The organism is Shewanella sp. 125m-1 (genome assembly GCF_052977065.1).
On the sequence record NZ_JBRILT010000037.1, the window covers coordinates 13,289 to 25,360 of the forward strand.

11 protein-coding genes are annotated in these 12,072 nt (G+C 44.6%); 9 read left to right on the forward strand and 2 right to left on the reverse strand.

Annotated elements, in window-relative coordinates:
- Nucleotides 1-8: 8 nt before the first annotated feature.
- Together lysS and ACVBIK_RS15110 are read left to right on the forward strand one after the other, a co-directional pair.
- A complete protein-coding gene (gene lysS / locus ACVBIK_RS15105; protein ID WP_447162184.1) occupies nucleotides 9-1,514 on the forward strand; it encodes a lysine--tRNA ligase in 1,506 nt (501 codons plus the stop codon).
- 585 nt (nucleotides 1,515-2,099) lie between these two features.
- Complete coding sequence (locus ACVBIK_RS15110) at nucleotides 2,100-4,622, forward strand: EAL domain-containing protein (RefSeq protein WP_447170027.1); 2,523 nt, start codon at nucleotides 2,100-2,102, stop codon at nucleotides 4,620-4,622.
- Nucleotides 4,623-4,753: 131 nt separating this feature from the next.
- Here the strand turns inward: ACVBIK_RS15110 and ACVBIK_RS15115 are convergent, their stop codons facing one another.
- Nucleotides 4,754-5,359, reverse strand: a complete 606-nt coding sequence (locus tag ACVBIK_RS15115; RefSeq protein WP_447170028.1) for a pseudouridine synthase — start codon at nucleotides 5,357-5,359, stop codon at nucleotides 4,754-4,756.
- 175 nt (nucleotides 5,360-5,534) lie between these two features.
- Here ACVBIK_RS15115 and nagB point away from each other — a divergent pair, with 175 nt between their 5' ends.
- The 7 genes from nagB (at nucleotide 5,535) to ACVBIK_RS15150 (ending at nucleotide 11,471) form a co-directional block, all read left to right on the forward strand.
- Nucleotides 5,535-6,326 carry a glucosamine-6-phosphate deaminase gene (gene nagB / locus ACVBIK_RS15120; RefSeq protein ID WP_447162181.1) on the forward strand — a complete coding sequence of 264 codons (792 nt, stop codon included), beginning with the start codon at nucleotides 5,535-5,537 and terminating at the stop codon, nucleotides 6,324-6,326.
- Between the two features lie 266 nt (nucleotides 6,327-6,592).
- A complete protein-coding gene (locus tag ACVBIK_RS15125) occupies nucleotides 6,593-7,129 on the forward strand; it encodes an SRPBCC family protein (RefSeq protein WP_447170029.1) in 537 nt (178 codons plus the stop codon).
- 43 nt (nucleotides 7,130-7,172) lie between these two features.
- Nucleotides 7,173-7,844, forward strand: coding sequence for a nitroreductase family protein (locus tag ACVBIK_RS15130; protein ID WP_447170030.1), 672 nt, complete (start codon nucleotides 7,173-7,175; stop codon nucleotides 7,842-7,844).
- Nucleotides 7,845-7,907: 63 nt separating this feature from the next.
- On the forward strand, nucleotides 7,908-8,225 hold the full coding sequence (locus ACVBIK_RS15135) for a cupin domain-containing protein (protein WP_447162178.1): 318 nt from the start codon (nucleotides 7,908-7,910) through the stop codon (nucleotides 8,223-8,225).
- 246 nt (nucleotides 8,226-8,471) lie between these two features.
- On the forward strand, nucleotides 8,472-10,343 hold the full coding sequence (locus ACVBIK_RS15140) for a peptidase U32 family protein (protein WP_447170042.1): 1,872 nt from the start codon (nucleotides 8,472-8,474) through the stop codon (nucleotides 10,341-10,343).
- A gap of 54 nt (nucleotides 10,344-10,397) precedes the next feature.
- Entirely contained in the window at nucleotides 10,398-10,772 is a 375-nt protein-coding gene (locus ACVBIK_RS15145; RefSeq protein ID WP_220759134.1) for a PH domain-containing protein, read from the forward strand.
- Between the two features lie 276 nt (nucleotides 10,773-11,048).
- Nucleotides 11,049-11,471, forward strand: a complete 423-nt coding sequence (locus ACVBIK_RS15150; RefSeq protein ID WP_447163187.1) for an HNH endonuclease — start codon at nucleotides 11,049-11,051, stop codon at nucleotides 11,469-11,471.
- Between the two features lie 11 nt (nucleotides 11,472-11,482).
- On the opposite strand, the gene ACVBIK_RS15155 is transcribed toward ACVBIK_RS15150, so the two are convergent.
- Entirely contained in the window at nucleotides 11,483-11,926 is a 444-nt protein-coding gene (locus ACVBIK_RS15155) for a SufE family protein (protein ID WP_447170031.1), read from the reverse strand.
- Nucleotides 11,927-12,072: the final 146 nt, after the last annotated feature.

Here is a 12,072-nt window from a genome sequence, read left to right on the forward strand (position 1 = left end):
AGAAGAAGATGACTGAACAAACACTAGACGAGAACAAGTTAATTGCAGAGCGTCGTGCAAAATTAGAGCACATTCGTACCAACTGCCCTGCAAACGGTCACCCGAACAACTTCGATCGCAAACACAAAGCGGCAGACATTCAAGCTGAATTTGGTCAAAACACCAAAGAAGAGCTTGAAGGCATGGGCATTGAGCGCTCTATCGCTGGCCGTGTTATGGCTAAGCGTGGTCCTTTCTTGGTCATCCAAGATGTGAGCGGTCGTATCCAAGCTTATGCGGGTAAAGATGTTCAAAAAGATCTTAAAGAGAAGTTCCTGGGTCTAGATATCGGTGACATCATCGGTGTGACCGGTCAGCTACACCTTTCAGGTAAGGGCGATCTATACGTGAACATGGAACAGTACCAGTTGCTAACTAAAGCGCTGCGTCCACTGCCTGAAAAGTTCCACGGCCTAACAGACCAAGAGACGCGTTACCGTCAGCGTTATGTTGACTTGATCGTTAACGAAGATTCTCGTGCAGCCTTTATCATGCGTTCTAAAGTCGTTTCGGCTATTCGTAACTTCATGGTAAAGAAAGAGTTCATGGAAGTTGAAACACCAATGATGCACAGCATCCCTGGTGGCGCTTCTGCTCGTCCATTCGAGACGCATCACAATGCGCTTGATATCGCTATGTACCTGCGTATTGCTCCTGAGCTATACCTTAAGCGTTTAGTGGTCGGTGGTTTTGAGCGCGTATTCGAAATCAACCGTAACTTCCGTAACGAAGGTCTGTCTCCACGTCATAACCCAGAATTCACTATGATGGAATTCTATATGGCGTATGCAGACTTTAACGATCTAATGGATCTGACTGAAGAGATGCTAAGCTCTATCGCGACTGAGCTTTGTGGTTCTCCACAGCTTCCATACGGTGAGCACACAGTTGACTTTGGTGGCCCATATGCACGTTTGAGCATGTTGGATGCGATCAAGAAGTACAATCCTGACAACGCAACCATTCAGTCTATGACTTACGAAGAAGTTAAAGATGTTGAGTTTATGCGTGACTTGGCTAAGAGCCTAGGCATGACAGTTGAGAAGTTCTGGACTTGTGGTCAGCTACTAGAAGAGATCTTTGGTGAAACAGCTGAAACTCAGTTGATGCAACCTACGTTCATCACTGGCTACCCAGCGGATATTTCTCCACTAGCACGTCGTAACGATGACAACCATTTCATCACTGACCGTTTCGAGTTCTTCATCGGCGGCCGCGAAGTGGCTAACGGTTTCTCTGAGCTTAACGATGCAGAAGATCAAGACAGTCGCTTTAAAGCGCAGGTTGATGCAAAAGATGCGGGTGATGACGAAGCGATGTTCTACGATGCAGACTACATTACTGCACTAGAGCACGGCTTACCGCCAACTGCTGGTCAAGGTATCGGTATTGACCGTCTCGTGATGCTATTTACGAATACGCATACTATTCGTGACGTTATCCTATTCCCAGCTATGCGCCCACAAGCGAACTAAATAACCGGGATATTACTGCAAAGTCGCGTTTGTTGCGCCAACTTGCATTAGTAACGATTTAAAAACCAGCTCTAGGGCTGGTTTTTTTATGCCTGTTTGCCAATGGAAGCTTGGCGACTTCTGCATTAATGACTTCATAAGAGAGCAACCATGGCATCATTTTTCGGCTTAGTTTGCCAAAAAACGCTATGGTTGGTCACTTTCTTATGCAAGTTGGTATCAGTGATAGGTATCACTAATTGTTATAAGTGATAGGTATATAGGGCATTAGAGAGGTAACTCGCTAGTTTGTTGATTGAAGTCAACTAAATTTAACTGGGTCCCTTGTATTTTGTCCTGTCATCAAAAATAGATTTAAGTGTCTGACAATTAGAGTATTAGTTCGGTAAGGCTTTTGAGGCACATTGAATATCCTAGCGCTAGTCATTGGCTTAATCTTTATTTTTTTCGTTAACAATACTAGTGTTATGGCTGTTTTATTGCTCAATTTTTGATGATGGGCAAAACAAACGTACGACTCATTTATGTATCAATCATGAATAAGGCGTGTTCGAACTACCTCTAAAAGACTGATAGGGCATTGATTTGATTAATATCAATATAACGCAAGCACAACGGGATGAGTGGCAGCAATCTATCGATATGCTGGCACGAATAGCCCAGTGCAAGGCCGCGTTATTACAGATAGATCAAGCTGACCAGCTTATTCCTATTAGTTATGCCAATATGACCGAAGAGCAGCTTAATCAGCTGCCAGCCAGCCATGAGCAAGTGTATGGCCAACCTGACATCACGCCGTTTAAAAAGTCCTTTGATATCAGTAAGGCAGAAGACGATTCACTGCAGTGTTTATTTCCGATCAACTGGCCTTCTGGAGCCTTGTTTGGCTATATTTGCCTGATTACATCACCTGACAATAGTCAGCAAAATGTAACTCAAGGCGCGGCCTGTCACGCTGAAAAGCAAGCCGATATTCGACGCCTACTAGCAATATGCGGCAGCAGTATCGAACAAAGCCTAAGTCATGTATATCGACAATTTAAACAGCAACAGAATAAGCTTCGCAGGGTAAGTGAAAGAGCAAGTGAGGTTAGCTTACAAGCCTTTATTGACAGTATGAAAGAGCATGTGTGGATGAAAGATACATCTGGACGCTATATTTTGGTTAATCAAAGTGTAGAACTTGCCTGGAATCGCCCACGAGAGCAGATCCTTGATTATACCGATGATGAACTATTTGAATCCCGTTTAGCCAAGCATTTTATTGCCAGCGATATTGAATCGATTCGTAAAGGAAGAGAAGTCTCGGTTGGCGAATGTGAAGGCTTAGATATTGGTGATACCGAGTCCTGGCAGGAAACCACCAAGGTTCCTGTTATCAATGATAATGGGGAGCTGGCTGGCGTTATCGGCATTTCACGTAATATATCTTCTCATAAAGCCGCGCAAGATCAGCTTGAGTTAGCCTCACGGGTGTTCGAAAACTCGGTCGAGGGCGTGATCATCACAGATATTGACGGCACTATAGTCAATGCACATGGTGCTTTTAGGGAGATCACCGGATATGAAAAAGAGGAGCTCTTAGGGCAAAACCCAAGAGTGTTTAACTCTGGTCGGCATAAGAAAGCATTTTTTACTACGCTGTGGGATGACTTGCTGAAAAAAGGTAAATGGCACGGGGAGGTTTGGAATCGGCGTAAAAACGGTGCCATATTTCCGCAAATACTTAATATCAGTGCCGTTTACGATGATGAATATAAGATCCGTTTTTTTGTGGCAGTATTTAATGATATTTCGGCTCAAAAGCAAAGTGAAGCAGAGTTGGCTAAAGTGGCATTTCATGATCCGCTGACAAAGTTACCTAATCGCATGGCGCTTACAGCAAGATTAGAGCAAGAGCTTAAACAGGCGCGTCATAGCCAAAATCGTCTGGGGCTAGTCTATATCGATGTCGATCTTTTTAAGCAGGTAAACGAAAGCTATGGTCACCTTGTCGGCGATGAAGTCCTGCTTGAGCTGAGTCAACGATTTCGCTCAGGGTTAAATAACCTCGCTACTGCGGCAAGGCTTGGTAGCGATGAGTTTGCGGTAATTTTATCTAATATTGATAGCAGTGACATGTTGTTACTCAGCGTCAATAAACTTAGACAAATGTTCGATCAGCCCTTCACCTTAGGTGAACATGGTCAAGCGCGTTTAACAGCGAGTATGGGGATCGCGATGTATCCTGATGATGGCCAAGATTCAAGTAGTTTAATGGTCAGGGCTGAAGTGGCGATGCACAGAGCTAAACATGACGGGCGTAATAATTATGCTTTTTACACCGAATCCTTAACCCAGGAGTCAGTGGCAAAACTTAAGCTTCAAAGTGCACTGCATGATGCACTTGAACTTGATGCTTTCTATTTGGTGTTCCAACCTAAAATTAGCTTTGTGACGGGTAAAACGGTTGGTTTCGAAGCCTTGCTTCGCTGGAATGATCCGGTACTGGGTAATATCTCCCCGGCGATTTTTATTCCTTTAGCGGAAAAGATCGGCTTAATTCAAGATATCGGTCGCTGGGTATTAATCAAGGCTTGCGAACAGGGGCTAAAATGGCATGAGCAAGGTATTTGCTTTGGACGGATAGCGGTGAATGTTGCTGGTCAGCAGCTTCAGCGTCGTAGTTTTGTCGATGAAGTTACAGTGATCCTTAAAGATACGGGGTTAGCTGCGACGAGTTTAGAGCTTGAGGTCACAGAAAGTTGCATGATGTCAGATCCCGAACTGGTCAGCCAAGGCTTAGCTAAGCTAGGGGATATGGGGATTGAAGTCTCGGTAGATGATTTTGGTACAGGCTATTCATCATTGAGCTACCTTAAGACACTGCCTATCCATAAGCTCAAAATTGACCAGTCATTTGTGGCGGGCTTGCCACTTGATACTCACAACACCGCGATTGCAAAAGCCATTATCGCGATGGGACATGCGTTAAATTTGCAGGTGGTCGCCGAAGGGGTTGAAACGCAAGAGCAAGCAGACTTCTTAAAAGCTAACCAGTGCGATGAAGCGCAGGGCTATCTTTATAGTCGCCCAAAACTGCCTGAAGATCTGACTGATTTCTTTTAAGTATTAACATCCTGCTTAACCCCTCTAATACCCTATTAAGAGAAGCGATTATTAATGAAGAGGGTCGTTAACAGAGGCGGCTATGAATAGAGACGGTAGTCGACGTCAATTGGCTGTTGTGAACCGTTTTATTACGACAGTTCTGTTACGAACTGGGCAACAGGGATAACATCACCGGGAAGCATAGCATTAAGCTTAATATTCCCAATCCTAACTCTAACCAGTCTTAAAGTCGGTAACCCAACCGCTGCCGTCATCTTTCTTACCTGACGGTTTTTTCCTTCGCCAATGGTTATTGAAATCCAGCTAGTAGGCCCATGGCGAGCATCGCGGATTTTTCTTCCTCTAGTTGGCAAATCAGGTTCAGGATCAAGCTGTTTAACCTTGCAAGGTAAAGTCTGGTATTTTCCGCCGCTAATGCCAATTTCAACTCCTTGGCTAAGCTGCAAAATTTGCGCCTGAGTCACCTCTCCATCTACCTGTACATAGTATTCTTTTTCAATGGTTTTACTGCGGATAAGGTGACTTTGCATCCCATCGGTTGTGAGCAGTAATAGGCCTTCAGAGTCATGATCCAGTCGGCCAATCGCCATAGTGTTCTCAGGGAAGTCGAACAGCTCACCAAGTAGCGGTTTGCTCTTACGGGTTTCTGGTACAAACTGACTTAAATATCGATAGGGCTTATAAATCACATAGTGGAAATGTGTTTGCTCTGTCGGTAAACCCGTTGCAGTCATGATTATATTCCTCAAATAATAGCGCGCAATTATAACCTGAATCGATAGCATTTGATTCCGAGCTGTTCTGTTGAGCGAGTCACTTGCCTAAATAATAGCTAATGACAGCGTTGTCATTAGAGGTTATAGTTATGTTACATAGTCAACTGCCGCTCACATATATTGGATCAAGTTTATGCAAATCGTAATATTAAAAGACAGTGCCTCGGTTGCTGAATACGGCGCCAACATTTTTATTAAACAGCTGCAGAAAAAGGCTGATTCGGTATTGGGATTGGCAACAGGCTCGACACCCGTTTCGCTATATCAAGGCTTGATAGCGGCGAATAAGGCTGAGCAGATAAGCTTTAAACATGTCACCACTTTCAATCTAGATGAATATCTAGGTCTTGAGGGAACGCACCCTCAAAGCTATCGCTATTTTATGAATGAGCAGCTTTTCGACCATATCGATATTGATAAGTCACACACTTTTGTGCCGCCAGGTGACGCAGCTAACCCGATTGAAGCGTGCCATGGTTATGAAGCGCAAATTAAGGCGGCTGGTGGCATCGATATCCAGTTACTCGGCATTGGCCGTAACGGTCATATTGGCTTTAATGAACCATCATCTGGTTTGATGTCGCGCACACGAGTAAAAACCTTAACTAAGGCCACGATTGATGATAACGCGCGCTTTTTTGACGCGGGTGAGTATCAGCCACACCTGTCGATCACCATGGGAATTGGCACCATATTAGATGCCAAGAAGGTGGTGTTATTGGCTACAGGCGAAAATAAAGCTGATGCGATTTTAGCGACCGTGGAAGGGGCATTAACCGCAGCTTGCCCAGCTTCTGCGTTGCAATTGCACCAAGATGCGGTGTTAGTCATCGATGAAGCCGCCGCATCAAAGCTTACAGATTGTGATTTTTATAAACACATCGAAGCTGAAAACCAAAAGCTGATGGCGAGATTAGGGCTTTAATGATTACGGCTATTTGTTTAAACAACTTACATAAATAGAAAGAACAAATAGAAAGTTGAACATAGAAAAGAGACAAGTATAGCTTGTCTTTTTTTATGCCATTTTTACCCTCTCCCAGCCTATTTTAATACCTTGAGGCTTGCGAGAGGTTAACCCAATTAATCAGCCAAAATTGTCATTGTGTTAATAATATGTATATTCTTAATTCATCTCGCACGACAGCAGTATAAATAGGTCATGCTTCTTATCAAAAAGAGTAAATGATAATGCTGAAAAGATTCCTGCTTTTGATATTAGTGGTCATCGCTGCGCCATTTATTGTGGCTTTGTTTGTCACTAACCATTATTCGGTGACATCGCAAATCACCATAGACAAGCCCGTTGCAGAAGTGTTCGATTACGTTAAGTTGCTTAAAAACCAAGATAACTTTAGTGTTTGGGCGCAGATGGATCCTGATATGCAAAAAAACTACCGCGGCACAGACGGTATGGTGGGCTTTGTTGCTGGTTGGGCGAGTGACAAAGAAGACGTTGGCGTGGGTGAACAAGAGATTATGCGTATTGATGACGATAAGCGAATCGATTATGAGCTGAGATTTTTTAAACCCTTTGAGTCAACGGATTTGGCCTATATCGAAACTCAGGCTATTTCTGCAGATCAAACGCGAGTGATATGGGGCTTTGACGGACAGTTAGCGTACCCGATGAATTTGATGTTCCTGTTTATGGACTTTGAGGGCATGATTGGGAATGACTTAAGCCTAGGACTGACTAAGCTAAAAACGGTTGTTGAGGCACACTAGGCCTGACAGGTAGATCAATTGAAGGGCAAGTGAAGGAACCGATATGACAGATACGCATCATCCACTTAATGATTTTATCGAATACCCTCAAACAGAGATGCTCGAGCGCGCGACACAAAACTATAAAGAGGTGCAGCGCCGCCACTCTATCCGTAAGTTTTCAGACCGCGCAGTGCCTAAGGAGATCATTGAAAAGTGCATTCTTGCGGCGGGCACCGCACCTAATGGGGCCAATCATCAGCCCTGGCACTTTGTGGCGATTAATAGCCCAGAAATTAAAGCGCAAATTCGTCACGAGGCCGAGGCGTTAGAGCAAGCCTTTTACGCTGGTCGTGCAGGTGCAGAGTGGCTCGATGCGCTTAAGCCTCTAGGCACCAATGCCGACAAACCTTACCTTGAACATGCCCCCTGGTTGATTGCCATTTTTAGTCAAAAACGCTCAGAGGAAGAGGGCGAACAAAAGGCTAACTATTACGTACATGAGTCGGTGGGGATTGCCACAGGCTTTTTAATTCAGGCGCTACATAACGCAGGGCTCGGTACGTTAACTCACACGCCTAAACCTATGTCATTTTTAACTAAAGTCTGTGGCCGCGACAGCAGCAATGAGCGCCCCTATATGTTGATTATTGCCGGTTATCCAAGTGATGATGCGACCGTGCCAGAACATGCATTGCAGAAAAAGTCGCTAGAGGAGATCTGCACCATTTTATAATCGTAGTAGCCTATTATTATCCTAGTCGCTTAGCGCTGCGGTTAATGACAAAAGTGAGGCCGGATGGAAAAGCACAATATCTTTAATAAACTACCACAAGACTTAATTGAAGAGGCGTTTGAGCCGCTGGTGGAGCAAGGCGATGTGCTCATTGAACGCATCATTTCTAAGGCGCATATTACCCCTTTAGGTGAATGGTATGATCAACACCGCAGCGAGTGGGTGATGGTGATGCAGGGCGCGGCTAGGCTGGAATTTATTGATGGTGCAGTGGTTGAGCTAAGTGTGGGGGAATATCTTAATATTCCGGCCCATGTAAAACATCGTGTGGCGTGGACTAGTGAAGAGGTTGAGACTATCTGGTTAGCGGTTCACTATTAATTGCTACTGTGATAATTGCATTTGGCTAATTGTCACTGTGATAATCGCCACTCCGACCTATAGCGAATCGCTCAAAAATTGATTTTATATTAGCTAACGCCAAAGCTCGGCATTTTTGCTATAATCTTCGCCCAAAATATTTGTATTTCCCTTTTTTGAGTGATTTTTATGAGCAATGTTGGCATCTACAACCCTAGCGATAAGTCTGGTGACAAGCCTACTGGCGAGACGCATTCTCCATTAGAGATGCAAAATAATCGTCTAGAGCTGCTGGCTCCGGCTAAAAATGCCGACTATGGTATCGAAGCCATTCGCCATGGCGCGGACGCGGTTTACATCGGTGGTCCAGCGTTTGGTGCACGTGCCACAGCTGGCAATAGTGTCGAAGACATTGCGCGCTTATGTACCTTTGCTCATCAATATCACGCCCAAGTGTTTGTCGCTATCAATACTATTTTGATGGACGACGAACTCGATGCGGCGCAAAAACTCATTTGGGAAGTCTACGAAGCAGGTGCCGATGCACTTATCGTGCAGGACATGGGGATCTTACAGCTCGACTTGCCTCCTATTGCACTGCATGCCAGTACGCAAATGGATAACCGTAGCCCAGAAAAAGTGGCTTTTTTAGAGCAAGTTGGCTTCTCTCAAGTGGTACTTGCCCGTGAACTCGGTTTAAGCCAAATTCGCGATGTCGCTGCTAACACCAATATGCAAATTGAGTTCTTTATTCATGGTGCATTATGTGTGGCCTACAGCGGCCTTTGTAACTTGAGCCACTCGTTCAGCAACCGCAGTGCCAACCGCGGTGAATGCTCGCAAATGTGTCGCTTGCCGGGCGAGCTTAAAACCCGCCAAGGCGAAGTGCTAGCGCAAAACGAGCACTTGTTATCACTTAAAGATAATAACCAAACTGACAACCTTGAAGCCCTGATTGATGCGGGCGTGCGCTCATTTAAAATCGAAGGGCGTTTAAAAGATTTAAGCTACGTTAAAAACGTTACAGCACATTATCGTCAAGAGTTAGACAAGATCATGGCGCGTCGCAGTGAGTTTGTCGCATCATCTCACGGACGTTGTGAACATTCTTTTACGCCTGATCCTGAAAAAACCTTTAACCGTGGCCGCACCGATTATTTCGTTAATGAGCGCAGCCAGGGCGTAAGTGACTTCCGCTCGCCTAAATATATTGGTGAAGAAGTGGCGACGGTTAAGCGTATTGGCAATGACTATATTGAAGTGACCTCAAATGAGACATTCAATAACGGCGATGGCTTGTGTTTCTTTCCAAGTGATTACGCCGAAGCCAAACAGTCTGATGACAAGCTAAAGGGCCTGCGGGTTAACCGCGCCGAAGGGCTAACGCTGTTTGTGGCACGTATGCCAAAAGAGCTAAAAGTTGGCATGACGATTTATCGTAACCACAACCAAGCCTTTGAATCTGTACTGGCTAAAGAGTCATCTAAACGTATTATCGGCGTTGATCTGGTATTAGCGGATACGGCTGATGGCGTGTCGCTAACCATGACCGACGTTTATGGTCACAGTGCAATGCAGTCATTAGTTGTTGAAAAAACGGCGGCGACGGATATTGAAAAAACGCAGCAAGGTTTGCGTAAGCAACTAGCAAAGCTTGGTAGCACCGACTTTACCGCGCACAATATTTTGATTGAAACCGCCGAGACTTGGTTTATTCCAACCTCGATATTGAACGGATTACGCCGTGACACTGTGGCCGCTTTAGAGCTAACACGAGTAAACGATTACCAGCGCCCTAAAGCGTGGAAATATAATCAAGACGCGGTCTATCCGGTTAAACACTTAAGCTATCTTGGCAACGTGGCAAATGAGCAAGCAAAAGCGTTTTACCAGCGTCATGGCGTGATTGAAATTCAAGACACCTATGAGAAAAATGGCATTAGTGAAGACGTGCCATTAATGGTGACTAAGCACTGTTTGCGCTTTAACTTCAATCTTTGTCCAAAAGAAGTACCAGGCATCAAAGCCGACCCTATGGTGTTAGAAATCGGTAAAGATGTGCTCAAGCTAGTGTTTGACTGCCCGAAATGTGAAATGATGGTGGTGGGCGAAAATAGACAAGTTCGCTCAACGAATTAGGTTCGTCGACAAGTTGGCGAATCGAACACTCACACACTATTAAGGAAAATAGCAATGGGATTATTAGATTCGCTAATGGGTAATGCTTCAGAGGTTAACCTTGAGGAGTTAACCCAAGAATTAAGCCCTATTATGGCCGACGATGAGTCGTTAACCTTGGCTTATAAGGTTATTCGCGACATGTTCGTGTTTACCAATAAACGGCTTATTTTAATTGATAAGCAAGGCGTGACGGGTAAAAAGGTCAGCTATCACTCGGTGCCATATAAGTCGATAACCCATTTTGAAGTGGAAACCGCGGGCACTTTTGATATGGATGCCGAGCTTAAGATTTGGATTTCAGGCCAGAAAGACCCACTAGTTAAAGAGCTCAAACGTGGCACCGATGTAGTAGGGATTCAAAAGACCATCGCTAATCTGTCTCTGTAAGTTTGTCGGCATGCGTCTCGACAAGCTGTTTAGTGTGTGTAATGCCTTTAATTCCGGCGTTTTGTAGTAAAAGCGCAGGCGGGTAAGGCATTCCATCGGCTTAATAGCAGCTAGCCTTTGAGCCATTGTCGATGTTGAGATGAGCTTCCTGATATTGATTGCTTTTTGATAAGACTCCCCCCAACAATTTGTGCTTTCGAGTACAGGGCTACTTTGCCCTTGTATAAGTGAAATGTTAGCCTGTTCGCAAGATTAATTGATACAAAAGGATTTTGCATGTGGTCGGTTACTTTTAGAAGTGATAGGAGGCGAACTGCGTCTTATAAAACTGAAAAAGGGGCATTAAAAGCGATATGGAAATGGCTTAAAGTGAACGATGGCCATGCTGTATTTCTTGCTCCAGGGTCTGAGCCGAAGATTTTTAATGATTGTGATGAGCTACCTTTTAGTGAGCCAATTGAGCAAGATTTTTATAGTTCAGGTAAGTGGCATACGCTGAGGCATGAAGCTTTAATGAAGTACGGTAGCCGTTGCTCATGTTGCGGTATTACGCCAGACCAAGGCGCAATAATGCACGTAGACCACATTAAGCCTCGCTCTCAATATCCTGAACTGGCTTTGGATATTGAGAATCTGCAGATCCTTTGCGCAGCATGTAATAAAGGCAAGTCGAATCTTTCTGAGAAGAAATGGCGTTAAGCTCTTTTGGTTTACGAAGCAGACTTTATCGCTTTAGTCAGTGCCAGTAGGCCATTGGTACGCGAGGGGCTTAGCTGGCCATGTAGCCCAAGTTGAGTAAAGTAGCTGTCAGGGGCGAACGCGCTGATTTCGCTGCTGGTTTTACCGTTGCAGGCTATCAGTAGCAGTGCGATTAAGCCCTTGACGATGCGAGCATCGCTGTCTGCAACAAAATAGTGTTTACCATCAATTTCACTATGATATAGCCAAGCATTGCTCTCACAGCCGCGAACCTGAGCGCTTTCGACACGAAAACTGTCATCGAGTTTAGGCAGACTTTTTCCCAGCAGCATTATCTGACGATAACGCTCTTGCCAGTTACCGGCTTGTTCAAATAGCTTTAGTGTCGTTTGAGCATCACTTTCAAGTGTTAATGCTAAAAACTCTGCTTGGGTGGGCTTAACTTGCTGACTCATACTCGACCTAATTTGAAATGATTAATATAACAATAAATAAAACTGTGTTTGGTTTTGCTTTCCGTCTTAGATTTTGCCTAGAACCTAGAACCTAGAACCTTCTTATTCGCAGAATCTAGAGCGCTCGTATACTCGCTGCGAGAACG